The sequence below is a fragment of the Dyella sp. KRB-257 genome (assembly GCF_049445995.1).
GTDB lineage: Bacteria > Pseudomonadota > Gammaproteobacteria > Xanthomonadales > Rhodanobacteraceae > Dyella_A.
The window spans coordinates 1-23,075 of record NZ_JBMSDZ010000008.1; the positions used below are offsets into that span (position 1 = coordinate 1).

At 68.2% G+C, this 23,075-nt stretch carries 19 protein-coding genes and 1 riboswitch; of the genes, 6 read left to right on the top strand and 13 right to left on the bottom strand.

Annotation, left to right across the window (positions count from 1 at the left end):
• A partial coding sequence (locus ACO2Q2_RS08220; RefSeq protein ID WP_423255285.1) for a hypothetical protein occupies positions 1-247 on the top strand: 247 nt, incomplete at its 5' end.
• A 141-nt stretch (positions 248-388) separates the two neighbouring features.
• Here the strand turns inward: ACO2Q2_RS08220 and ACO2Q2_RS08225 are convergent.
• From ACO2Q2_RS08225 to ACO2Q2_RS08255, 7 genes are all read right to left on the bottom strand, one after another.
• On the bottom strand, positions 389-1,546 hold the full coding sequence (locus ACO2Q2_RS08225; protein WP_423255286.1) for a 1,4-beta-xylanase: 1,158 nt from the start codon (positions 1,544-1,546) through the stop codon (positions 389-391).
• Between the two features lie 49 nt (positions 1,547-1,595).
• Positions 1,596-2,741, bottom strand: coding sequence for an aldose epimerase family protein (locus ACO2Q2_RS08230; protein WP_423255287.1), 1,146 nt, complete (start codon positions 2,739-2,741; stop codon positions 1,596-1,598).
• A 903-nt stretch (positions 2,742-3,644) separates the two neighbouring features.
• A complete protein-coding gene (locus tag ACO2Q2_RS08235) occupies positions 3,645-3,818 on the bottom strand; it encodes a DUF1328 domain-containing protein (protein ID WP_324895932.1) in 174 nt (57 codons plus the stop codon).
• Positions 3,819-3,880: 62 nt separating this feature from the next.
• Complete coding sequence (locus tag ACO2Q2_RS08240; protein ID WP_423255288.1) at positions 3,881-4,084, bottom strand: CsbD family protein; 204 nt, start codon at positions 4,082-4,084, stop codon at positions 3,881-3,883.
• An 884-nt stretch (positions 4,085-4,968) separates the two neighbouring features.
• Positions 4,969-5,580 (bottom strand): hypothetical protein, encoded by a 612-nt coding sequence (locus ACO2Q2_RS08245; protein WP_423255289.1) that lies wholly within the window; start codon positions 5,578-5,580, stop codon positions 4,969-4,971.
• A 160-nt stretch (positions 5,581-5,740) separates the two neighbouring features.
• On the bottom strand, positions 5,741-6,562 hold the full coding sequence (queF, locus tag ACO2Q2_RS08250; RefSeq protein ID WP_423255290.1) for an NADPH-dependent 7-cyano-7-deazaguanine reductase QueF: 822 nt from the start codon (positions 6,560-6,562) through the stop codon (positions 5,741-5,743).
• Positions 6,563-6,668: 106 nt separating this feature from the next.
• Positions 6,669-7,661 (bottom strand): aldo/keto reductase, encoded by a 993-nt coding sequence (locus ACO2Q2_RS08255; protein WP_423255291.1) that lies wholly within the window; start codon positions 7,659-7,661, stop codon positions 6,669-6,671.
• A 128-nt stretch (positions 7,662-7,789) separates the two neighbouring features.
• On the opposite strand from ACO2Q2_RS08255, the gene ACO2Q2_RS08260 reads away from it, so the two are divergent.
• Together ACO2Q2_RS08260 and ACO2Q2_RS08265 are read left to right on the top strand one after the other, a co-directional pair.
• Complete coding sequence (locus tag ACO2Q2_RS08260) at positions 7,790-7,912, top strand: LysR family transcriptional regulator (RefSeq protein ID WP_423255292.1); 123 nt, start codon at positions 7,790-7,792, stop codon at positions 7,910-7,912.
• Entirely contained in the window at positions 7,909-8,358 is a 450-nt protein-coding gene (locus tag ACO2Q2_RS08265) for a LysR substrate-binding domain-containing protein (RefSeq protein ID WP_423255293.1), read from the top strand. The genes ACO2Q2_RS08260 and ACO2Q2_RS08265 overlap by 4 nt, the downstream gene beginning before the upstream one ends.
• Before the next feature lie 156 nt (positions 8,359-8,514).
• On the opposite strand, the gene ACO2Q2_RS08270 is transcribed toward ACO2Q2_RS08265, so the two are convergent.
• Positions 8,515-9,258, bottom strand: a complete 744-nt coding sequence (locus ACO2Q2_RS08270) for a glutathione S-transferase family protein (RefSeq protein ID WP_423255294.1) — start codon at positions 9,256-9,258, stop codon at positions 8,515-8,517.
• 246 nt (positions 9,259-9,504) lie between these two features.
• On the opposite strand from ACO2Q2_RS08270, the gene ACO2Q2_RS08275 reads away from it, so the two are divergent.
• Positions 9,505-11,820 carry a DPP IV N-terminal domain-containing protein gene (locus tag ACO2Q2_RS08275; RefSeq protein ID WP_423255295.1) on the top strand — a complete coding sequence of 772 codons (2,316 nt, stop codon included), beginning with the start codon at positions 9,505-9,507 and terminating at the stop codon, positions 11,818-11,820.
• A 199-nt stretch (positions 11,821-12,019) separates the two neighbouring features.
• Here the strand turns inward: ACO2Q2_RS08275 and ACO2Q2_RS08280 are convergent, their stop codons facing one another.
• Complete coding sequence (locus tag ACO2Q2_RS08280) at positions 12,020-13,045, bottom strand: ribonucleotide-diphosphate reductase subunit beta (protein ID WP_423255296.1); 1,026 nt, start codon at positions 13,043-13,045, stop codon at positions 12,020-12,022.
• Positions 13,046-13,249: 204 nt separating this feature from the next.
• On the opposite strand from ACO2Q2_RS08280, the gene ACO2Q2_RS08285 reads away from it, so the two are divergent.
• Complete coding sequence (locus ACO2Q2_RS08285) at positions 13,250-13,546, top strand: GIY-YIG nuclease family protein (protein WP_423255409.1); 297 nt, start codon at positions 13,250-13,252, stop codon at positions 13,544-13,546.
• Positions 13,547-13,654: 108 nt separating this feature from the next.
• On the opposite strand, the gene ACO2Q2_RS08290 is transcribed toward ACO2Q2_RS08285, so the two are convergent.
• The 4 genes from ACO2Q2_RS08290 to adh all read right to left on the bottom strand — a co-directional run bounded on the left by ACO2Q2_RS08290 (position 13,655) and on the right by adh (position 20,904).
• A complete protein-coding gene (locus ACO2Q2_RS08290; protein ID WP_423255297.1) occupies positions 13,655-16,105 on the bottom strand; it encodes a ribonucleoside-diphosphate reductase subunit alpha in 2,451 nt (816 codons plus the stop codon).
• Between the two features lie 241 nt (positions 16,106-16,346).
• Positions 16,347-16,558, bottom strand: a riboswitch (cobalamin riboswitch).
• 104 nt (positions 16,559-16,662) lie between these two features.
• Positions 16,663-17,049, bottom strand: a complete 387-nt coding sequence (locus ACO2Q2_RS08295) for a DUF779 domain-containing protein (protein ID WP_423255298.1) — start codon at positions 17,047-17,049, stop codon at positions 16,663-16,665.
• A 21-nt stretch (positions 17,050-17,070) separates the two neighbouring features.
• Positions 17,071-19,158: a TonB-dependent receptor family protein gene (locus tag ACO2Q2_RS08300; protein ID WP_423255410.1), complete on the bottom strand. Its 2,088-nt coding sequence runs from the start codon at positions 19,156-19,158 to the stop codon at positions 17,071-17,073.
• Between the two features lie 225 nt (positions 19,159-19,383).
• A complete protein-coding gene (gene adh / locus ACO2Q2_RS08305) occupies positions 19,384-20,904 on the bottom strand; it encodes an aldehyde dehydrogenase (protein ID WP_423255299.1) in 1,521 nt (506 codons plus the stop codon).
• 250 nt (positions 20,905-21,154) lie between these two features.
• Between adh and ACO2Q2_RS08310 the strand changes: the two genes are divergently transcribed.
• The gene (locus tag ACO2Q2_RS08310; protein WP_423255300.1) at positions 21,155-23,068 is read left to right on the top strand and encodes a sigma-54-dependent Fis family transcriptional regulator; all 1,914 of its coding nucleotides are present in this window, start codon (positions 21,155-21,157) and stop codon (positions 23,066-23,068) included.
• The last annotated feature ends 7 nt before the right edge of the window (positions 23,069-23,075 follow it).

Below are 23,075 nucleotides of genomic sequence, written 5' to 3' on the forward strand. Positions count from 1 at the left end.
TCTCGTTGGCGTTGTGGAATCAAGGGTTCGACCCGCTGCCAAAACGCGTCCGACACTTCCCAGGACGGAAGTCTGCTTCGCAATGCTGCCTTTGCCATCGTCGTTCTCCCATCGCGGACAAGCCGCGATGGGAGAACAGACTGTCCTATTATTTACGGATAAGCTCTTACTGTCGGCAACGCTGCGTGAAGCGGCATCACTGGAACCAGGCAGCCTGCAGGAAACCCGGGGCAATTCGATCGGCTGAGCCCAGTCCGCGACTGGAACAGGAAGCACCAGGTTCGGCGCGTTTGTTTGGTGCTTTCCCGGTCGATTTTTTACTTGGCGGATTACTTGGCAGGTATTGGATGCGAACAGAAAATGACCGCCATCGGGTGGTGACGGCACGTCAACGAACCGAGAGCACCTTCGGCACCACGCCGCGCGGCGCCTCGCTGAGCGCATGGATGATCTGCACCTCGCGTGCCCGGTACGGTGAGCCGTCCGGATGCAGCAGGTCATGGAACCAGATCGTCGGCGGCTCGAAGGTGTAGGGACGCTTCCACGAGTCCCACGGGAACCTGGTCTGCGACTTGCCGTCGACGAAGCCCCAATTGACCATGCCGATGTCGTCCCTCTTGCCGATCGGCAGGATGGTGTCGATGGTCGAGCCGGCGCCGCGCGCCATGTACTCGGTGCAGATCATCGGGCGACCCCATGGCCTGAGCTGTTTGACCCGCGCCTCGAATTCTTCCGGCCAGCCGTAGTTGTGAAAACTGATGATGTCCGATTGCTCCAGTTGGGTCTTCTCGATCGCATTGAGCCTTGCGTCCGGGCTCCAGTCGTCGTCGTGCCACACGCCGCTGGTCAGCGGTTGCAGCGGGTGCGCGCTGCGTGCCCAGGCGAACACCTGCGGCAGCAGTTCGGCGACGCGCTGGAACTTGTCCCGCGGCTCCTCGGCGTCGTAGTCGCCCCCGCCCGGATTGTCCGGCTCGTTCCACACGTCCCAGGCCAGGATGCGGTTGTCCTTGGCGAAGTGCCCGACGATATCCTTCACGTAGGCTTCGAAGCGCGGATACTGGTCCGGATCGTCCATCGCCACGCCCGGCGACTGCACCCAGCCGGAGTTGTGCACGCCGGGGATCGGCGGGTGCTGCGGGCCGAGTTTCGGTTGCGGGTCCCAGCAGGAGTCGAACAGCACGAAGATCGGCTTGATGTGATGCTTCGCGGCGATCGTGAGGAAGGTGTCGATGCGCTGCTTGAAGCCTTGGGCATCCTGTTTCCACAACAGGTCGTGCAGGAACACGCGCATGGTGGTCATGCCCATCTTTTGCGCCCAGCCCAGTTCCTTGTCGATGCGTGCCGGATCGAAGGTGTCCGCCTGCCACATCTCCAGCTCGTTGATGGCATTGGCCGGCAGGTAGTTGCTGCCGACCGGCCAGGCCTGCTTCGCGTACCAGACGGCCGCCTGCCGCTTCGACCAGCGGGCGCTATCGGCGGCATGCGCCGGGGCGAGGCTGAACGCTGCGGCGATGACGAAAGCCAGCCCGATCACGGTGTGCTTCATGGAGCCTCCCTGGTTGGCTGGCCCGTACGACCAACGCACGGGCATCGGATCAGTGTGCGGCGCCTTCCACCGAAAAGCGGTAGACGATGCGGTTGTCGTAAGTCTGCCCCGGATCGAGCCGGGCGGAGCCGAAGTCCGGCTGGTTCGGGGTATCCGGGAAGATCTGCGGCTCCAGCACGAAGGCATCGCCCTGCCGGTAGATGCGACCGGACTTGCCGACGCTGGTGCCGTCAAGGAAGTTGCCCGAGTAGAACTGCAGGCCCGGCTGCGCCGAATACAGGCTCAGCACGCGGCCGCTGTGCGGGTCTGCCACGCGCGCGACCAGGCGCGCCTTCCCGGCCTTGTGCCGGCTGATCACCCAGTTCATGTCGTAGCCGCGGCCCTGCAGCAGCTGGGGTTCCTTGCCGTCGCGGATGTCACGGCCGATCGGCTTGCCCCGGCGGAAGTCGTAGTCGGTGCCGGCCACGGCGCGGAACTCGCCGGTCGGGATCAGCGTGGCATCGACCGGAGTGAAGTGGTCGGCCGGGATCGTCAGCACGTCGTCCAGCACGCTCCCCGAGCCTTCGCTACCGAGGTTCCAGTAGGTGTGGTTGCTGATGTTGACGATGGTCGGCGCGTCGGTGGTCGCGTGGTAGTCGATGGTCAGCCGGTTGCGGTCGTCGAACGTGTAGGTGGCATCCACCGTCAACGTGCCGGGGTAGCCCTGGTCGCCGTCCGGGCTGACGTAGCGCATGGTGACGCTGGGCGCCGCCCCCCCGGTCACTCGGGTGATCGTCCAGAGCACCTTGTCAAAGCCCTTGCTGCCGCCGTGCAGCGAGTTCGGGCCATCGTTGGTCGGCAACTGGTAGGACTTGCCGTCCAGCGTGAACCGACCCTTGGCAATGCGGTTGGCGAAGCGGCCGACGGTGGCGCCGAAATACTGCGGCTTGGTGATGTAGGTGGCCGCGTCCGGATAGCCGAGCACCACGTCGGCCATCGCACCGTGCCGATCCGGCAGGGTCAGCGACTGCACACTGGCGCCCAGGGTGATGATGCGGGCGGCGGCGCCATGGTTGTTGCGCAGCGTGACCGCTTCCACCGTGCTGCCGTCGGGCAGTCTGCCGAACGGGGCGCGGCTGGCATCGCCGGCATGGGCGGCTGGCGCAAGCGCGATCAGGACCAGCCAAAGAGCCTTGCTGCGGAGGGCATGGGTCATGTCGAACCTGCTCACGGGTCGTGCGCGCTCGGCGCGGGGGAGCCGTAACGAAATCATATAATACTACATATATCAAGTCCGTCCTGCTGCACATGCACTGATCGATGCAGCCAGTCTCGTGCGTAACGGCACGGGAGAGGCCGCTGGCATGTCGCTGCCTGTGACGGCTTGGCCGATTCGGCTGGCATCAGTCTGCGTCGCGGCGGGGCCGGTTGCGTATGGCAAGAGAGCGGCGCCCGATCATGGATCGTGCCACTCCGGCGGGGATGCATGCATGCGGTCGTTCCGGACGGAGCGGGATATCGGCGTAGGCGTAGCGCGTCCGCCTCCGGCGGGAAAAAGTCCGGTGACCGCGTCAGGGGTTGCAGACGGCGCAGTGCGCGGGTCGTCCGGACCGTCGTCGCGCGGCCGCCGTCCGAGATGGTCGCAGCCGGCGCAGCGATGCCCGTCGGCCAGCACCTGTGCGCACCGTACCCGCCGCAGGGTCGGCCGGGCAGGCGGGCGGTGACCACGAAGCCCGGCGCGCGCACCCCGGCCTGTTTCGCCAGCACGCGCTCGATCGCCCCGGCGTGGGCGCACCGCGTCGGCGTGACGCGCGCGCCTTCGGTGGTGGCGATCCGCTGCGCCGCCTCGGCAAAGGGCAGGTCGGTGAGGAGTGCGCGAGGAGCTGGCCAACGACAGCCAGGTCGAGCTGGCGCAACTGCCCGAGCTCAGCGAGACGTTTTTCGCGGTGATCCTGAGCCGCCGCTTTCCCACTCCGCTCACGCGCGAACTGATCGACTCGTTCTCGCCCGTGCTGCACAGGGCCGGTTGGGTGCGACTGCGCGCCATCGATGTCGCGCAACGCAAAGGGGCGGCATCTTTCGATGCCGCCCCGGTAACCATCGTGAGTCGGTCGATACGCTACACGCGCGGACCGCGACGGAAGCCGCCGAAGATCAGCGACAGCACGAACAGCACCAGGAACACCACGAACAGGATCTTGGCGATGCTGGCGGCGCCGGCGGCGATGCCGGTGAAGCCGAACACCGCGGCGATCAGGGCGATGACGAGAAACACGATGGCGTAATGAAGCATGGGATTGTCTCCTGGGTGGATGACCGCGCCGCGCCGCGGTGGCGGCGCGCGCTTCGTGCCGATCAGTGGCGCAGCGTCTGCTGGAATTCGCGGACCTGTTTTTCCGCCTCGTCACGGGCGATGCCGTAACGCTCCTGCACCTTGCCGGCGAGGTACTCGGCGCTGCCCTCGGCGACGGTGAGATCGTTGTCGGTGAGCTTGCCCCACTTGTGCCTGATGCTGCCGCCGAGCTGCTTCCACCGACCCTTGATGGTGTCCTCGTTCATGGCGATGTCCTCGTTGCTTGGGAAAGGCGGCGAAGCGGTGTCGCCTCGTCCGTCATCGATTGCAGCGGGCGCGGCGTGAAGGGGGCGTGCGTCGGCGAAGGCCGCCGCAGCGGGGGTTCACGCTGGTGCAGCGGACAGTCACGGGGTCTTCGCGCGGTGTGCACGCTGCGAGCCGGGATGTGCGTGGTTCCGAGGGGTGCGCAGGTGGGAGCGTGGGCATGGCGCCGGCGCCTTCGCCTTCGCGGCGATGAGCAAGGTGATGGATACCATGGCTCCCTCTCCCCCACGGCTTGGCCATGGAGGAGAGGATTGGGGTGAGGGGCTTTGCCCGGCCCGGATTGCCTGCCAGCAAGAGCGCCCCCTCACCCAACCCTCTCCCCCGAGCGATGCTCGGGGGAGAGGGCTGAAGCGGTGCGGCAGCTTGATCGCAGACTCGTCCTCGCGACGATAGGCAAGGCGACGGAGAAGCTGCTGGAGCCATGACTCCCTCTCCCCATGGCTTGGGCATGGGGGAGAGGGCTGAAGCGGTGCGGCAGCTTCATCGCAGATTCGTCGCGGCCGCAGGCAAGGTGATGGAGAAACTGCTCGAGCCATGACTCCCTCTCCCCCATGGCGTTGCCATGGGGGAGAGGGCTGGGGTGAGGGGGGGCTTTGGATGCCGCAGGTTCCCGGGCGTGGTGGTTGTCGCCGAAAGTGAACAGCCTCTCTCTCCCCCGAACGATGAAGCTGTTCGGGGGAGAGGGAGCAAGGCGCGGGTATCGGGGTGGCGTGGTGTTCGCAGGGCGATCGGCCGGACGGCCGCGCCGCGCATGCGCCGGCCGCCTGTCATGGCAAAAAAAGCGCCACCGGGGCCACCTCGCGGGGTGCGGCGATCGGTCGGTGGATCAGCTGGACGACTTCACCTCGAACGAGCGGGTCGACACCGGCTTGCCGTCGAGCGCGATCTCCACGGTGTACTTGCCCTCGGGCCAGGCGTTCGGATTCTGGATCTTGAACGTGGTGACGGCCGGGCCGGTGGTGGCGATGGACTGGCTGATCGCGCTGACCAACTGGCCCTTGCCCTCGTCGTAGCGCCAGCGCGCGCTGAGCGTGGCGCCGTCGGTGCGGCCGCTGGTTTCGACGCTGGCGTAGATCGCCTTCTGGGTCGCGGCGATGGTGTCCTTGGGCCGGCTCACGGTGTGCGCGGCGGTGACGGCATCCCCGACCACCACCTTGCTCACGGCGAACGCATCGCCGGCCGCCGGTGTGGCGCCGGCGGTGGTGCTGGCCGGGGCCGGCGCGGTGCCGGCGGGCATTGCCGGCGTGGCGGCGGTGCCGGCGGGCGCGGGTGCGGTGCTGGCCGGTGCCGGGGGCATCGCCGGCGCGGTGGGCGTGGTGGTGGTGCTGGCCGGGGCCGGCGTGTCGTTGCTGGCGTCGTGCTTGCCGCAGGCGCTGAGCATCAGCAGGCCGCTGGCGGCGAGGCTGCACAGGAGAAGGGGGCGAGCGGACGTTTTCATGGGGAATCTTCCGTCTTCAGCAGGGAGGGGGACAACGCCGTCCGTGGCCCCGGCGACGCGCAACGCGCCGCCGGGGTTGAGAGGCTATTCCTGACCGGCTGAAGCCCTGATTACCATCACGGCGCACCGTTCACATCACGGTGAGGTGCCCGGCGTCCGATTACTGGCGCGCGCCGCGCAGGTTCACCGGCGTCGCCGGCGTGCTGCTGCGGTACGGATTGATGTCCAGCCCGCCGCGCCGCGTGTAGCGGGCGTACACGCTCAGCTGCGCGGGCGCGCAGCGCGCCATCAGGTCGACATAGATGCGCTCCACGCACTGCTCGTGGAATTCGTTGTGCGTGCGGAACGAGACGAGGTAGCGCAGCAGGCCCTCGCGATCGATCGGCCGGCCGCGGTAGCGGATCTGCACGCTGCCCCAGTCCGGCTGTCCGGTCACCGGGCAGTTTGAGCGCAGCAGGTCGGACACCAGCGTTTCGTCGATGACGTCGGCGTCGTGCGTGCGCAGGTAGTCGGCCTTGGGCGGGCCGTAGTCGTCGATGTCCAGCGGCTGGTCGTCGATGGAGGCGCCGCCCAGGTCGCGCAATGCATGGATCACGGCCGACGGCACGCTCAGCTCCACCTTCACCGCGGCGCCGGCGGCGGCGGAGAGATCGCGTTCCAGCAGGGTGATCAGCGTGGCGGTGTCGACCATGCGCTCCTGCGCGAAGCCGTTGAGGTAGAGCTTGAACGACTTGGACTCGATGATGTTCGGCGAGCTCGCCGGCACGCGGATCTCCACCAGCGCCACCATCGGCTTGCCGCGCGCGTCCAGCCACGAGAACTCGTAGGCGTTCCACACGTCCACGCCGTGGAACGGCAGCGGCGTGGCCACGCCGATCTCCGCGCGCTTGGCCGCGCGCGGAATCGGAAACAGCAGCGCGGGATCGTAGCGATCGGCGTAGACGGTGGTCTTGCCGAGCAGGGAGTCGTCGGGGGTGTTCATGCGCAAAGTGTAGCGGGCGGCCATCGCCGGGCTGCGACGCGGGTCGCGCCCACGGCGTCGCGCCCCGCCCCCGATGCGCGGCGAGCGGGACGCGGCAGCGGCGCGATCAGGCGTTGACCGAAGCCATCATCGCCTCGGGGTAGCGCGTGCCGGCGGCCGCGTCGGGCGGAAATACGTCGTTGACCTCGGCCAGCTCGGCGGCGCTCAGGCTCACCTGCAGCGCGTTGAGGTTCTCGTCCAGCCGCGCGCGACGCTTGGTGCCGGGGATCGGCACGATGTCCTGGCCCTGCGCCAGCACCCAGGCCAGCGCCAGTTGCGCGGGCGTGCAGCCCTTGCGGTTGGCCAGCACCTGCACCTGTTCGACCAGCGCCAGGTTGCGGGCGAAGTTGTCGCCCTGGAAACGCGGGCTGTGGCGGCGGTAGTCGTCCTCGGCGAAATCCTCCGGCCGGGTGATCGCGCCGGTGAGGAAGCCGCGACCCAGCGGTGAGTACGCCACCAGCGCCACGCCCAGACGGCGGCAGGCGTCGAGCATGCCGTTGGTTTCCGGGTCGCGCGTCCACAGCGAGTACTCACTCTGCAGCGCGGCGATCGGGTGCACCTTGCAGGCGCGCTCCAGCGTGGCGCCGGAGGCTTCGGACAGGCCCAGATAACGCACCTTGCCGGCCTGTACCAGCTCGGCCATCGCGCCCACGGTCTCCTCGATCGCCACGGCCGGATCCACGCGGTGCTGGTAGTACAGGTCGATCGTCTCCACGCCGAGGCGCTTCAGGCTGGCGTCGCAGGCGGCGCGCACGTACTCCGGGCGGCCGCTGATGCCGCGCACGGTGGGGTCGCCGGGGTCGCGCACGATGCCGAACTTGGTGGCCAGGAACGCCTCGTCGCGACGCCCCCTGATCGCCTGGCCCACCAGCACCTCGTTGGTGTGCGGGCCGTACATGTCGGCGGTGTCGAGCAGGGTGACGCCGCGATCGAGCGCGTGCTGGATGGTGGCGATCGACTCGGCGTCGTTGCGACCGCCGTAGAAATCGCTCATGCCCATGCAGCCGAGGCCGAGGGCGGAAACCTGCGGGCCGTGGCGGCCGAGCGTGCGCATCTGCATGGGTGTGCTCCTGGTGCGGTGGGGAGGGGAGGCGCTTTCGACGCCCAACGGCCGGTCATTCTGCGCGCCGGTCGGTGATGGATAAATGATCAATAATGGGCAACACCATTCCATGGAAATAAACAATCGTGGATCGCATCGAAGCCATGCGCCTGTACGCGCGCATCGTCGAGCTGGGCAGCTTCACCGCTGCCGCGGACGACCTCAGCCTGCCGCGCGCCACGGTCACCCACTCGGCGACTCGGGGATGATCGGGCGCCAGGTCGGCCGGCTCGCCCAGGTGACCATCGCCAGCGCCGATTACGTGCGCGCTCACGGCACGCCGCGCACGCTGGCCGAGCTTCCGCACGGCCACGTGGCGGTGAACTGGGCCTCGCCCACCACGCGGCGCGTCGAGCCGCTGGAATTCGTGGTGAGCAAGCGGCGGCGCGAAGTGGTGCTGCCCTCGCGCGTCACCGTCAGCGGCGTGGACGCCTACCTGGGCTGCTGCGAAGTGGGGCTGGGCCTCGCCCAGTTTCCGCGCTACCACGTGGCCGACGCGCTGGCCGAAGGCCGCCTGATCGAACTGCTGCCGGACACCCCGCCACCCTCGCTGCCGATGACCGTGCTCTATCCGCAACAGCACCAGATGCCCGCGCGGCTGCGGGTGTTCGTGGACTGGCTGGCCGGGTTGTTCGAGACGCACGGACCGGGATAGGCGCGCGATCGCTCCGCGCCTCACTGGCCATCTGTCGCTCACAGGGTGAGCTCCTACCCGGCAATCTACCCGTAGGAGCGCACCCTATGCGCGACCGCTTTTCCGCGGAGCTGACCCGTCGCCCACAGGTTGGGCTGCTATGTGCAGACTAAGGCTTCAGCGAAAGCCGCGCTGCGGAGCGGCGTCGCCCAGCGTCGCCTCGGTGAGCGCCACACCCATCGCCGCCAGCGCGGGGCGCTGCTCGGCGAGCGGCAGGCGCACGATGCGGTCTTCGATGGCGGCGAGTTTCTGCATTGCCGGCAGCGCCATCACCGCCGCCACCAGCGCCGCCATGCGCGGCCAGCGTGTCGCGTCGATGGCGTACTTCACGAAGGCCGCGGTGCGGAAGAAGCTGGCCAGCGTGAGGTCGGCGATGGACAGCTCGCCGAACGCGAATCCCGAAGACGGCAGCTGCGCCTCCAGGTAGTCCAGCGCGGCGGGAATCTCCTCCTCGCGCGCCTTGCGCACCACGGCCTCGTCGGCCTCCTCGCGAAACAGGAAACGCCTGGCGCCGAGCTGGAAGAACAGCTTCCAGATCAGCACGTCGCCCAGGTGCGTATCGGCGTATTCCTCCAGCCAGCGCGCGCGGGCGCGATCGGCCAGGTCGGCCGGATACAGCGCCGGCGCGGGGTGGCGCTCTTCCAGGTACTGGCAGATCACGCTGGAGTCGTTGAGCACCAGCTCACCGTCGATCAGCACCGGGATCCGGCGCAGCGGGCTGAGCCGGGTGAACGCCTCGTTGCCGACGAACGGGGCGATCGGGTCGATCCGGTAGGCGATGCCCTTCAGCTCCAGGAACGCGAGCACCTTGCGCACGTAGGGCGAGATCGGGCTGCCGATGACGCTGACCGGCTCGGACATGGCGCGATTCCTTCGGACAGTGGCGGGACGGGCAGGGTGCGATGACGCCGCGCACAGCGTCAAGGTGCGCTCGTCGACAGGACTTCTGGCAGGGGTCCCCCCGCAGGGGCCGGACTAGGATCAGCGGCTGGGCAGCGCCAGGGGCGCTGCGGGCGTCCGCCTTGCGGGCACGCCGCGAGTCAGGGAATGCTGTCCCGTATCTTCCGGCGCCTGTGGGCGTCCGTCTTCACGTCAGCGGAGTCCCCCATGTTCTCTTCTCTCGGTACACCGCGGCTGCTCGGTGCGCTGGTGCTGGCCGGCCTGTCGACCGGCGCCTGCGCCACCGGCCGCACGCTCACCGACGCGGACTACGCCCGCGCCGAACAGTTCGTCAACTACAAGGCGATCCCGCTGGTCGATCACGCCGTGACCCGGGTGGACTGGCTCGACGGCACGCATTTGGTCTACCTCGACCACGACGCCCGCGGCGACCGCTACCTGCGCATGGACACCGCCACCGGCCAGGTCGCGCCGCTGTTCGACCAGGCCAAGCTCGCCGCGGCGCTCGACCGGCTCGATGGCGGCAAGCCGCTGGAGGCGAACAAGCTCGGCCTGAAGCACATCGCGCCCACCGCCGATGGCCGCTACCGGTTCAGCGTGCACGGCAAGACCTACGTGTGCAGCGCCGACGCCAGCTGCGCCAGGCCGGCGGGAGGCAAGGAACCGGGTGCGCTGTCGCCGGACAGGAAGAGCGAGGCCTTCATACGCGACTGGAACCTGTGGGTGCGCGACGTGGCCACCGGCAGGGAGACCCAGCTCACCACCGACGGCGTGGAAAACTTCGGCTACGCCACCGACAACGCCGGCTGGAAGCACACCGACAACGCCATCGTGGAGTGGTCGCCGGATTCGAAGAAAATCGCCACGTTCCAGCAGGACCAGCGCAAGACCGGCGAGATGTACATGGTCTCCACCGGCGTGGGCCATCCCAGGCTCGAAGCGTGGAAGTACCCGCTGGCCGGCGACAAGCACGTCACCCTGATCGAGCGCGTCATCATCGACGTGCCGACCAGGAAAGTGGTGCGGCTGGACATGCCGCCGGACCAGCACCGCTCCACCCTGTGCGACGACGTCAGCTGCGGCTCCGACGGCGGCTGGGACGACGTGAAGTGGGCGCCGGACGGCAAGACGCTGGCCTTCGTCTCCACCTCGCGCCATCACAAGCACGAGTGGCTGCGCATCGCCGATGCGGCCACCGGCAAGGTGCGCACGGTGTTCGAGGAGAGCGCCAAGACCTACTACGAGAGCGGCATCGGTCGCGCCAACTGGGCCTACCTGCCGGCCACGCACGAGGCGGTGTGGTACTCCGAGCGCAGCAACTGGGGCCAGCTTTATCTGGTGGACCTCGACACCGGCAGGCTCAAGCGCGCCATCACCACCGGCGAGGGCGTGGTGACCGAAATGCTGAAGGTGGATCCGAAGACCCGCACCGTGTGGTTCGAGGCGGTGGGTCGGCACAAGGGCATGGACCCGTACTTCAGCCAGTTCTACAAAGTGAGCCTCGACGGCGGCAAGCCGACGTTGCTCACGCCCGAGCCGGCCAACCACGAGATCAGCCTGTCGCCCGATGGCGCCAGCTTCGTCGACGCGTATTCCACCCCCAGCGTGCCGCCGGTCACCGTGCTGCGCGCCAGCAGTGACGGCCACACGCTGGCCACCGTGGCCAGGGCCGACATCAGCCGCCTGCAGGCGGTGGGCTGGGTGCCGCCGGTGCCGATCACGGTGAAGGCGCGCGACGGCAAGACCGATCTGTACGGCCTGATGTTCAAGCCGACCAACTTCGATCCGTCGAAGAAGTACCCCGTGGTGGACTACATCTACCCCGGTCCGCAGGTCGGTTCGGTGGGCTCGCGCAGCTTCAACGCCGCGCGGGTGGACCACCAGGCGCTGGCCGAGCTCGGCTTCATCGTGGTGGCGATCGACGGCATGGGCACGCCGTGGCGTTCGAAGTCGTTCCATGACACCTGGTATGGCGACATGGGCGACAACACCCTGCCCGACCAGGTCGCGGGCCTGAAGGAACTGGGCCGGCGCCATCCGTGGATGGACTTGACCCGCGTGGGCATCTGGGGCCATTCCGGCGGCGGCAACGCGTCCACCGACGCCATGCTGCGCTACCCGGACTTCTTCAAGGTCGCCTGGTCCGAGAGCGGCAACCACGACAACCGCAACTACGAGGACGACTGGGCCGAGAAGTACCAGGGCCAGCTCATCGTCGACAAGGACGGCAAGAGCAACTACGACGACCAGGCCAACGAGAACCACGCGGCCAGGCTCAAGGGCCACCTGATGCTGGTGCACGGCACCATGGACGACAACGTGCCGCTGTCCAACACCCTGCTGATGGTGCGTGCGCTGATGGACGCCAACAAGGACTTCGATCTGCTGCTGGTGCCCAACGCCCACCACGGCTACGCCAAGGACGCGCCGTACGTGATGCGCCGCCGCTGGGACTACTTCGTGCGCTACCTCGCCGGCGACACGCCGCCGGCGCAGTACCGGGTGACGCCGCCGAAGATGTGATCCCGGCAGTGGCTGCCGCGACGTGCAACGCACGAGGGCCGGTCGTCGACCTGCCCTCGTGCCCGCGGCGCCGTGCATGAGAGCGATACGTGCGCCGGACAGGCGTCCCTCCTCGTCGACCGTCTCTCAAGTAAACGTTCTGTAACGCATTGGTTTTCTTCGCGAACGTCGGGCGCGCGCATGCGGGGGCCTGGGATGCTCAGAACGTCATGTCGAACGCCACCTCGCCCTGCACGCCGACCTGGTAGGCGGAGACGCGGCGCTCGAAGAAGTTGGTCACTTCCTGCACGTCCTGCAGGTCCATGAAGTCGAACGGGTTCTTCGTGCCGTACTTCTTCGGCAGATCGAGCTGGGCCAGACGCTGGTCGGCGACGTATTCCAGGTACTGGCGCATGTCCTTCACCGACAGGCCGGCGACGCCACCGGAGAGCACGTCCTCGGCGAAGCGGGTCTCGCAGGCGATCGCCTCTTCCAGCATCTGTTCCACCTGCGCGCGCATGGCGTCGTCGAACAGGTCCGGCTCTTCCTCGCGCACGGTGCGCACCACGTCGAAGGCGAACGCCATGTGGCCGGACTCGTCGCGGAACACCCAGTTGGTGCCCGACGCCAGCCCGTGCAGCAGGCCGCGCGAACGCAGGAAGTACACGTAGGCGAACGCGGCGTAGAAGAACAGCCCCTCGATGCAGGCGGCGAAGCAGATCAGGTTGAGCAGGAACTGCCGTCGGTGCTCGCGCGTTTCCAGCCGCTTGAGTCCTTGGATCGAGTCGATCCAGCGGAAGCAGAAATCCCCCTTGGCGCGGATCGAGGGGATGTTCTCGATCGCCGAAAATGCCTTGTTGCGCTCGGTGGGATCGGGAATGTAGGTATCCAGCAACGTGAGATAGAACTGCACGTGCAGCGCCTCCTCGTACAGCTGGCGCGACAGGTACATGCGCGCCTCGGGCGCGTTGATGTGCTGGTACAGGTTCAGCACCAGGTTGTTCGACACGATGCTGTCGCCGGTGGCGAAGAACGCCACCAGCCGATGGATCAGGTGGCGATCGGCGGCGGACATCTTGGCGTTGAGGTCGGTGGTGTCGAGCGAGAAATCCACTTCCTCCACCGTCCAGGTGTTCTTGATCGCGTTCTTGTACATCTCGTAGAACGCGGGGTAGCGCATGGGGCGCAGGGTGAGGGCGAAGCCGGGATCGAGAAGGCGGCTGTCGCGGGCTGTGTCGTGGCTCATGGGTTTTCCTTTCAAAAATGTGGAATCTTTGTCATCGCGCTGAGTCCTCCTCTCGTCGTCCCAGCGAAGGCTGGGACCCAGTGACTTCAGGCTTCTCCGCCGCGGGTTGTCATCCAACGACGCTGGATCCCAGCCTTCGCTGGGATGACGTTCGTTTCATGGGTAAGGTTCGAGTACGTCATGCAGCGCGAATGGAATCGACGAATGCAGGAGCGAAATCCCTGCGTGTACATGCTCGCCAGCCGCCGCAATGGCACGCTCTACATCGGCGTGACATCGAACCTTCCCGCGCGCGTCTGGCAACACCGCAACCAAGTCATGGAAGGATTCACCAGTCGGCATCGTGTTCATGACCTTGTCTGGTTCGAGCTGCACGAAACCATAGAATCGGCGATTGTGCGCGAGAAGGCGCTGAAGGCGTGGAAGCGTGCGTGGAAGGTCGAGCTCGTCGAAAAGTCGAATCCATACTGGCGTGATCTGTATGCGGAGATTTGCGGCTGATATTCCCCCGATCTTCCCAGTCCGTCATTCCAGCGAACGCTGGAATCCAGTGCCTTCCACGCGACGACGAAGTCACTGGATCCCAGCGTCCGCTGGGATGACGAGCTCCTACTGGCAGGCTTCGCAGTACTCGGGGTTTTCCAACGAGCAGAACACCGCGGCGTTCGCCTGATCCTGGTCCGCCGGCGCAGTCGCCTTCGATGCACTTACCGTCGCCTTGGCGATCTTCGTCGCCGGCCGCGAGCGCAGGTAGTAGGTGGTCTTGATGCCGGCCTTCCACGCGTACATGTACATCGAGCTGAGCTGACCGATGTTCGGGTTCTCCATGAACAGGTTGAGCGACTGGCTCTGGTCGATGTAGGCGGCGCGGGCGGCGGCCAGGTCGATCAGCGCCTTCTGCGGCAGTTCCCACACGGTGCGGTAGATCTGCCGCAGGCGTTCGGGGATCGCCGCGATGCCCTGGATCGAGCCTTCGGCCAGCTTGATCTGGTCGCGCACCTCGGGTGTCCACAGGCCGAGCGATTTCAGCTCGTCGGCGAGGTAGCGGTTCACCTGCAGGAAATCGCCGGACAGCGTCTCGCGCTTGAACAGGTTGCTCACCTGCGGCTCGATGCACTCGTAGCAGCCGGCGATCGAGGCGATGGTGGCGGTGGGGGCGATCGCGATCAGCAGCGAGTTGCGCAGGCCGTGCTGCTGGATGGTGCCGCGCAGCGTTTCCCAGCGCGTGGGTTCGTGCGGCGTGGCGTTGGGCCAGTAGTCGAACTGCAGCTCGCCGTTGGCCGCGCGGCTCTCGGCGAAGCCCGGATGCATCCCCAAGTCCACCGCCAGCTCGTTCGACTGGCTCAGCGCGTGGAAGTAGATTTCCTCGGCGATGCGGCTGGACAATGTCAGCGCCTCGGCCGAGTCGAACGGCAGCCGCAGCTTGAAGAACACGTCCTGCAGGCCCATCACGCCCAGCCCCACCGGGCGCCACTTGCGGTTGGCCACGGCGGCGGTGTCGATCGGGTAGAAGTTGAGGTCGATCACCCGGTCGAGCTGGCGCACCGCGGTGCGTACGGTGCCGGCGAGCTTGTCGAAATCGAACGCGCCATCGACCACATGCCGCGCCAGGTTGATCGAGCCGAGGTTGCACACCGCCGTTTCAGAGGCGTTGGTGACCTCGAGGATCTCCGTGCACAGGTTGGACAGGTGGATCACGTTGTCCGGTTTGGCCGTCTGGTTGCTGGTGGCGTTGCAGCGGTCCTTGAAGGTGATCCAGCCGTTGCCGGTCTGCGCCAGCGTGCGCAGCATGCGCGCGTACAGCTCGCGCGCCTTCACCGTCTTCACCGCCAGGCCATCGGCCTCAGCCTTGCGATACGCCGCTTCGAACGCCTCGCCCCAGCTGTCGACGAAGTGCGGCACCACCTTGGGATCGAACAGCGACCAGTCGCCGTCGCGCTCCACGCGGCGCATGAATTCGTCGGGGATCCAGTTGGCCAGGTTGAGGTTGTGCGTGCGGCGGGCCTCGTCACCGGTGTTGTCGCGCAGCTCGAGGAACTCCTCGATGTCGGCGTGCCACGGCTCCAGGTAGACGCAGGCGGCGCCCTTGCGCTTGCCGCCCTGGTTCACCGCGGCGACCGAGGCGTCCAGCGTCTTCAGCCATGGCACCAGCCCGTTGGAATGGCCGTTGGTGCCGCGGATCAGCGAACCGCGCGAGCGCACCCGCGACCACGCGATGCCGATGCCGCCGGCGAATTTGCTGAGCTTGGCGACGTCGGCGTACTTGTCGTAGATCGATTCGAGCGAGTCGAGCGGCGAGTCGAGCAGGAAGCATGAACTCAACTGCTCGTGCGTGGTGCCGGCATTGAACAGCGTGGGCGAACTGGCGATGTATTCCAGCGACGACAGCAGCCGGTACAGCTCCAGCGTCTCGCCGATGTCGTTGCCGCCCAGCGCGCAGGCGATGCGCATGAAGAAGTACTGCGGCGTCTCGATAACGAAGCGCTTGGTGGGATGGCGCAGCAGGTAGCGGTCGTACACCGTGCGCAGGCCGAAGTACTCGAAGCGGCGCGAGGCCAGCGGATCGATCGCGTCGTTGAGCTTGCGCGCGTTGAGTGCCACGAACTCGCGCAGCCGCGCGTTGAGGATGCCGACCTCGGCGCCCAGCGCGATCGACTGCGAGAAGCTCTGGATCTCCTGGCCCGCGACCTCCTTGTCGATGTACGCACTGAGCAGGCGCGCGGCGAGCTGGCCGTACTCCGGCTCCTCGGCGGTGAGCGCGGCGGCGGTGCGGATCGACAGTTGGTCCAGCTCGGCCGTGGTGGCGCCGTCGTACAGGCCGCCGATGGTCTTCAGCGCCACCCGCAGCGGGTCGACCGCATGCAGGCCGTCGGCGCTGCGGGTAACCGCCTTGACGATCTTGTTGACGTCGACGATCTCCTGGCCGCCGTTGCGCTTGGTCACGCGCATGCTGCCGGGGTTGTGCGGCGGGGTGAGGGCGAAGTCCGATGCGCTGTCGCGTGCAACGGCGGCGGGCGCGGGCACGGTGTGCTCGCGGGCCGCGGGTTCGGCGGTTTCCATGAAAGTGCTCCCGAAGTGGAAGCCGCCGCGCCGGTCCGGGATGGCGGCCGCGACGGTTCCGAAACTCAAACGCCTGCTCCCGCGCGCAGGGCCTGAGGCTTGGCTTCCTTGGGGAACGACGCGTCGACACGCAGGCGCATGACGGCCTGCGATGCGACGCGCTTCCCCGCGGAAGCGGTCACCTGCGCCGGGTCGCGAGAGCATCGGCGCATCGCGTCTCACCGGACGCGACCGCCGGCCCGTGGGGCCCGACGTGCTGGCAGGTCTTCGGACTCGCGGACCCAGGCTTGCGCCTACCTAGTCCCCCTCGCTTCCCAGGCGCGGCGGCCCAGTGCATGTGAGGAGTTTCGTTTCCACTTACCGCTGCGGGGCAGTTCCGGATTTGCACCGGATTCCCTTTCAAGCCCGACCGACAGCCGCGTCTGGACGGGCACCAACGAGCGCAACATAGAGTGGCGGGAGAGCGAGGTCAACACCACATCTTGTGCATAAGCCTGTGGAAAAGCCGCCTGTGACCAGCGCAGGCGCGGGCTACGGCCGATCGCGACGGCTGCGGCTCAGAAGCGCCCGGCCGTCTGCAGCGCCTCGACTTCCGCGTCGGTGAACAGGCGCGAGCGGGTGAGGAAGCGCACGCCTTCGCCGTTTTCCAGCGAGAACATGCCGCCGCGACCCTCGATCACGTCGATGATCAGCTGGGTGTGCTTCCAGTATTCGTACTGCGACGGGCTCATGTAGAACGGCGCGCCGGCGATCTCGCCCAACTGCACGTCGCGGTCGCCGACGATGAAGTCGTCCTGCGGATAGCACATTGGCGAGGAGCCGTCGCAGCAGCCGCCGGACTGGTGGAAAAGCACCGGCCCGTGCCGTTCGCGCAGCCGCTCGATCAGCGCCTCGGCGGCGGGTGTGGCGAGTACCTTGGCGATTTCGGCAGCGTGGTTGGACATGCGGCTCTCCCGGATGCGGCGTCAGAACGTCAGCCGCGCGCCGAGCATGACGCTGCGGTCGGGGCCGGGTTCGAAGTAGCGGCCGTTGCCGTCGTTGACGATCACCGAGCCGATGTAGCGGCGGTTGGCGAGGTTGTTCACCCGCGCGCTGAGGTCCAGCCGGGTGGTCTGGCCCAGCGCGAAGGTGTAGCCGGCGTCGAGGTCGACCAGCGCGTAACCGGCGGCGCGGTCGGTGCCGAAGTCGTTCACCGTGACCGAGCCGACGCCGGTCAGCGTGACGCCCTCGCGCCAGCCCGTGCCGCTGCCGTGCTCCAGCCGCAGCGAGCCGTAGTCCTGCGGCACGCCGGGCAGGCGCGAGCCGGCGGCGACCGGGGTGGTCGGCACCGTGCACGGCGAACCGCTGCAGGCCAGGTAGCCGTCTTCGAAGCGCGCCCGCAGGTGGGTGACGCCGGCGCTCAGCCGCCAGCCCGGCGCCAGCTCCCCGGTGGCGGACAGTTCCACGCCTTCGCGGCGGGTATGGCCGGCGTTGCGATAGGTCGCGCGGCCGTTGGTATTGGTCGCCACCGCCAGCTCGTTGCGGGTGTCGGCGCGGAACAGCGCGGTGTCGAATTCGAGGCCGCCGGTCGCCTGCCACTTGGCGCCCAGCTCGTAGTTGTTGCTGCGCGCGGGCTTGAGGTCGAACGCCAGCCCGGCCTGGCCGTCGCTGCGATAGCCCAGCTCGTTGTAGCTAGGTGTCTCGAAGCCCTTGCCGAAGCTGGCGTAGATGCGCACGTTGTCGGCGGCACGGAACTGCAGCCCCGCCACCGGCGTGGTGGCGCGGTAGCTCACGTGGCCGCTGTCGTCGGGGTTGCGCGCGGTGATGTAGAAGTCGTGCTCGGCAAAGCGCACTTCATCGTTGCGCAGGCCCAGCAGCACCGACCAGCGCGGCGCGAAGTGCCAGTAGAACTGCGCGTACTCGGCCACGTTGTTGACGTTGTCGTGCTCGTTGCGGCGCAGCGCGCCCTTCACGCCCAGGGTGGAGCCGATGAAGTTCTCGTAGCCGGTGCGGCGCTGGATCTGATAGTCGCCGCTGGCGCCGAGCACCGCCTCGTAGTCGCCTCCCGCCAGCTCGCCGCGGTGGGTCCAGCGCAGGTCGGCACCGCCGTAGTGGGTGGCCGGGGCGATCACGCCGCCGGCCTGCAGCGGGTTCTTCTGCACGAACGGGGGAATGGACAGGTACTGCACGATGCTGCGCTGGCCGTAGTACGCCATCGCGCGCAACTGGTCGGCCTGGCTCAAGGCCTGCTCGTAGACCAGCCCGAGCTGGTTCTGCTCGGCGCTCTTGCGGGTGTTGTATTGCGCCGCCACCGCGGTGGCCTGGCGCCGGTCCTGGTTGAGCTGGGCGCGGGTCAGGCCGAGCGGGTCCTGGGTATTGGGCTGGTTGATGCGGTTGAGCAGCACGGTGAGCTTGCGCCCGTGGCCGAGGTCGATGCCGAACTTGGCGTTGTCCGACTCGCGCCGCACGCGGCTGTGCGCGCGGTAACCGCCGGAGAGGAATTCCGAGGCGGCGATGTTGTAGTTCACCGGGCCGGCGATGCCGCGCGTGTTGGCCAGGAAACGGAAGCTGTCGTAGCTGCCGCCGTACACGCCCAGCGTGGTCTGCGGCACCGCGGTGCCGTCGGCGCTGTACAGCTGCACCACGCCGCCGGCGGCGTTGCCGTAGAGCACCGAGAACGGCCCGCGCAGCACCTCCACGCGGTCGGCCGAATCGAGGTTGAACTGCGCCACCTGGCCCTGGCCGTCGGGCAGGGTGGACGGGATGCCGTCCATGTACACGCGGATCGAGCGCACGCCGAAGGTGGAGCGCGAGCCGAAGCCGCGGATGGAGATCTGTTCGTCCTGCGCGTAGTTCTGCCGGTCGCGGGCGAGGATCCCCGGCACGCCCGCCAGCACCTCGGAGAAATTGACGCCGGGCTGGCCGCTGGCGGCCGGATCGACGCGCACCACGCTGAGCGCGGCGGGCACGTCGAACGGCGGAATGTCCAGCCGGCTGGCGTTGACCTGCACGGCGGGCAGCAGCCGGGGGCCGCCTGCGGCCGGCGCCTGCTGCGCCATCGCCGGAGCCAGCATCACCGCGCAGGCACTGGCGCTGGCGGCGGTGAGCCGCCGTCGCGCGGCCGCGCGATGGATCGGGGTCGGCAGGAGGCGAGGCGGCTCGTTCGGCGCGTGCTTCAAATCGATCTCCTGTGGAGTTGACGCAATGACGCCACCGCCGCGCGCATGCGGTGGCCCGGATGCGCGCGGCGCGGCCAGTCTATGGGCCGCGGTAGATCAACGGAACCTTGTGCTGCGCCGTCAGAAGAAGCCGAGCTTGTTCGGCGAGTAGCTCACCAGCATGTTCTTGGTCTGCTGGTAGTGGTCGAGCATCATCTTGTGGTTCTCGCGGCCGATGCCCGACTGCTTGTAGCCACCGAACGCGGCATGCGCCGGGTAGGCGTGGTAGCAGTTGGTCCACACGCGGCCGGCCTGGATGCCGCGGCCGAAGCGGTAGCAGCGGTTGGCGTCGCGGCTCCACACGCCGGCACCCAGGCCGTACAGCGTGTCGTTGGCGATCGCCAGCGCCTCGTCCTCGTCCTTGAAGGTGGTCACCGACAGCACCGGGCCGAAGATCTCCTCCTGGAAGATGCGCATCTTGTTGTGGCCCTTGAACACGGTCGGCTGCACATAGTAGCCGTCCTTCAGGTCGCCGCCGTGCATGGCGCGCGCGCCGCCGGTGAGCAGCTCGGCTCCTTCCTGCTTGCCGATGTCCAGGTACGACAGGATCTTCTCCAGCTGTTCGCTGGAGGCCTGCGCGCCGATCATGGTGGACGGATCGAGCGGGTTGCCCAGCTTGATCGCCTCCACCCGCTTGATCGCGCGCTCGATGAACTTGTCGTAGATCGACTCCTGGATCAGCGCGCGGCTGGGGCAGGTGCACACCTCGCCCTGGTTGAGCGCGAACATGGTGAAGCCTTCCAGCGCCTTGTCGAAGAAGGCGTCGTCGGCCGCGCAGACATCCTCGAAGAAGATGTTCGGCGACTTGCCGCCCAGCTCCAGCGTCACTGGGATCAGGTTCTGGCTGGCGTACTGGCTGATCAGGCGACCGGTGGTGGTCTCGCCGGTGAAGGCGATCTTGGCGATGCGGTGGCTCGAGGCCAGCGGCTTGCCCGCCTCCAGGCCGAAGCCGTTGACGATGTTGAGCACGCCCGGCGGCAGCAGGTCGCCGACGATCTCGGCCCACACCAGGATGCTGGCCGGGGTCTGTTCGGCCGGCTTGAGCACCACGCAGTTGCCGGCGCCCAGCGCGGGGGCGAGCTTCCAGGTGGCCATCAGCAGCGGGAAGTTCCACGGGATGATCTGCCCGACCACGCCCAGCGGCTCGTGGAAGTGGTACGCCACGGTGTCGTCGTCGAGCTGGCTGAGGCTGCCTTCCTGTGCACGGATGCAGCCGGCGAAGTAGCGGAAGTGGTCGATCGCCAGCGGCAGGTCGGCGGCCATCGTCTCGCGGATCGGCTTGCCGTTGTCCCAGGTCTCGGCGTGGGCGAGCAGCTCGATGTTCTGCTCCATGCGGTCGGCGATCAGGTTGAGGATGCGCGCGCGCTCGGCGGCGGAGGTCTTGCCCCAGGCCTCCTTCGCGGCGTGCGCGGCGTCGAGCGCGGCCTCGATATCCGACGCGTCGGAGCGGGCGATCTCGCAGAACGGCTTGCCGGTGATCGGGGTGATGTTCTCGAAGTAGCGCCCCGCCTTGGGCGCCACCCACTGGCCGCCGATGTAGTTGTCGTAGCGCTGCTTGAAGGGCACCTGCACGGCGAGGTGCTGCTGTTCGAGTTTGGTCATGGCGTGGCTCCGCGTGGGGTGGAAGGTGAGGGGAATGGAGCAGGAGCCGTGCCAGCACGCTGTCGCCATCGCTCTTTGCTGCACCGTGCCAACCGCGCGCAGCGTCCGTGCGCTGGGGAAAAAAAATCCTGCCGCTGCATCGCAGCAGCGTCGCTCGCGAAGGTCGCGTTGCACTTCGCAAACGCATGTGCTTTGTATCGGAACACGCAGCGCAACAGCTGTCGCAATCTGCGACAGCCCGGAGTGTTCCATGCGACACAACGCGATATCCGATTCGATCGACGCCGCCCGCCGCAGCTTCTTCGGCGCCGGCGCCGCGCCCCGCGGGCTGGTGTCCGACACTATCCTTGCCTCGTGGCGACGCTGCCTGGAGCAGGGGCTGGTGGCCAGCGCGCGGCCCAGCGTGGCGCCGGTGGAGCGACGCGCACTGGGCGAGATGCAGGAGCGCCACGAGGCGCTGCGCCGGCTGTGCCGGCCGGAGCTGGAGGCGCTCTACGCCAGCGCCAACCAGGCTGGCAGCATCGTGGTGCTGACCGCGCCGGACGGCTTCATCCTCGATGCGCTGGGCGATCCGGACTTCCTCGACAAGGCCGCGCGCGTGTTGCTGCGCCCCGGCGTGCCATGGAGCGAGCAGGCCACCGGTACCAATGCGATCGGCACCGCGCTGGTCGAGCGTCGCCCGGTGGAAGTGCACGGCGCGGAGCACTACTACGCACCGCATCGCGTGCTCAGCTGCTCGGCCTCGCCGATCTTCGATCCGCAGGGCCGGGTGGTCGGCGTGCTCGACCTCTCCGGTCACGCCTCGGTGCACCACCTGCATGCGCTGGGCATGGTGCAGCTGGCGGTGGAGCAGATCGAGCATCGCCTGTTCGAGACCGCCTTCGACGGCGCCGACATCGTGCGCATCCAGCCCGACCCGGCGCTGATCGGCACGGCGCGCGAGGGCATGCTGGTGTTCGAGGGGCATCGCCTCGCCGCGGCCAACCGCCATGCGCTGCGCCTGCTCGGGCTGGACTGGAGCGAGCTGGGCAGGCGCCGCTACGACGAGCTGTTCGCCTCCGCCCTGCCGGTGCCCGGCAGCATGGGCAGCATGCGCTGCCAGACCGGCGACATGGTGCACGCCAGGCGCGATGCGCAGCGCTCGCGCATCCACGTGCCCGGTACCGTGCGCGCGCCTGCTGCGCCGGCGCCGGCGCAGCAGGCGATCCGCCCGCTGCGCGCGCCGGCGGCGGTATTCGATCCGGTGCTGGATGCGGCGATCGATCGCCAGGTGCGCCTGCTCGACGCCGACATCACCGTGCTGCTGCAGGGCGAGACCGGCACCGGCAAGGAAGTGGTGGCGCGCGAACTGCACCGGCGCAGCGCCCGCGCCCGGGCGCCGTTCGTGGCGGTGAGCTGCGCCTCGCTGCCGGAGGCGCTGATCGAATCGGAGCTGTTCGGCCACCAGCCGGGCGCGTTCACCGGCGCGCGGCGCGAGGGTTCGCCGGGCCTGCTGCGCGAGGCGCACGGCGGCGTGCTGTTCCTGGACGAGCTGGGCGACATGCCGCTGGGCCTGCAGAGCCGGCTGCTGCGCGTGCTGCAGGAGCGCGAGGTGACGCCGCTGGGCGGCGGCCGCGCGCACGCCATCGACGTGCGCGTGATCGCCGCCACCCATCGCCAGCTGCAGCAGGCGGTGGAGCGCGGCGAATTCCGCGCCGACCTGTATTTCCGCGTGGCGCAGTCAGTGCTGCAGCTGCCGCCGCTGCGCGCGCATCCGGACGTGGCCGACACCGTGCGCCGGCTGTGGACGGCGCTGGGCGCCGAGCAGGTGCCGATGTGGCTGGCGCCGGAGCTGGTGCAGCAACTGGCGGCCTGTCGCTGGCCGGGCAACGTGCGCGAGCTGGTCGGCGTGCTGCGCAGCCTGATGGCGCTGGGCACGGTGGGCGCCACGCTCACCGGGCACGACCTGCCCGACGGCTGGCGCGGCGCAGTCGCTGCATCGACCGGCGCACTGCCGGCCGCGGCCGAACCGCTGGCCGGCAACCTGCACGATCTCGAAGCGCAGGCGATCGACCAGGTGCTGGCCGCCTGCCGCGGCAACATAGCCGCCGCGGCGCGCAGGCTCGGCATCAGCCGCAGCACGCTGTACCGCCGGCTGGCGGCGCGCCAGCCGCCGGGCGAGTGAATGCGAC

Excerpts from the sequence above, each read along its gene's own strand:
- ACO2Q2_RS08245 (WP_423255289.1), bottom strand. The coding sequence starts at position 5,580 with ATGAAAACGTCCGCTCGCCCCCTTCTCCTGTGCAGCCTCGCCGCCAGC.
- ACO2Q2_RS08300 (WP_423255410.1), bottom strand. The coding sequence starts at position 19,158 with ATGCTGGCTCCGGCGATGGCGCAGCAGGCGCCGGCCGCAGGCGGCCCC.
- ACO2Q2_RS08265 (WP_423255293.1), top strand. The coding sequence starts at position 7,909 with ATGATCGGGCGCCAGGTCGGCCGGCTCGCCCAGGTGACCATCGCCAGC.
- ACO2Q2_RS08225 (WP_423255286.1), bottom strand. The coding sequence starts at position 1,546 with ATGAAGCACACCGTGATCGGGCTGGCTTTCGTCATCGCCGCAGCGTTC.
- ACO2Q2_RS08230 (WP_423255287.1), bottom strand. The coding sequence starts at position 2,741 with ATGACCCATGCCCTCCGCAGCAAGGCTCTTTGGCTGGTCCTGATCGCG.
- ACO2Q2_RS08285 (WP_423255409.1), top strand. The coding sequence starts at position 13,250 with ATGCAGGAGCGAAATCCCTGCGTGTACATGCTCGCCAGCCGCCGCAAT.
- ACO2Q2_RS08280 (WP_423255296.1), bottom strand. The coding sequence starts at position 13,045 with ATGAGCCACGACACAGCCCGCGACAGCCGCCTTCTCGATCCCGGCTTC.
- adh (WP_423255299.1), bottom strand. The coding sequence starts at position 20,904 with ATGACCAAACTCGAACAGCAGCACCTCGCCGTGCAGGTGCCCTTCAAG.
- ACO2Q2_RS08240 (WP_423255288.1), bottom strand. The coding sequence starts at position 4,084 with ATGAACGAGGACACCATCAAGGGTCGGTGGAAGCAGCTCGGCGGCAGC.
- ACO2Q2_RS08235 (WP_324895932.1), bottom strand. The coding sequence starts at position 3,818 with ATGCTTCATTACGCCATCGTGTTTCTCGTCATCGCCCTGATCGCCGCG.
- ACO2Q2_RS08275 (WP_423255295.1), top strand. The coding sequence starts at position 9,505 with ATGTTCTCTTCTCTCGGTACACCGCGGCTGCTCGGTGCGCTGGTGCTG.
- queF (WP_423255290.1), bottom strand. The coding sequence starts at position 6,562 with ATGAACACCCCCGACGACTCCCTGCTCGGCAAGACCACCGTCTACGCC.
- ACO2Q2_RS08290 (WP_423255297.1), bottom strand. The coding sequence starts at position 16,105 with ATGGAAACCGCCGAACCCGCGGCCCGCGAGCACACCGTGCCCGCGCCC.
- ACO2Q2_RS08255 (WP_423255291.1), bottom strand. The coding sequence starts at position 7,661 with ATGCAGATGCGCACGCTCGGCCGCCACGGCCCGCAGGTTTCCGCCCTC.
- ACO2Q2_RS08295 (WP_423255298.1), bottom strand. The coding sequence starts at position 17,049 with ATGTCCAACCACGCTGCCGAAATCGCCAAGGTACTCGCCACACCCGCC.
- ACO2Q2_RS08310 (WP_423255300.1), top strand. The coding sequence starts at position 21,155 with ATGCGACACAACGCGATATCCGATTCGATCGACGCCGCCCGCCGCAGC.
- ACO2Q2_RS08270 (WP_423255294.1), bottom strand. The coding sequence starts at position 9,258 with ATGTCCGAGCCGGTCAGCGTCATCGGCAGCCCGATCTCGCCCTACGTG.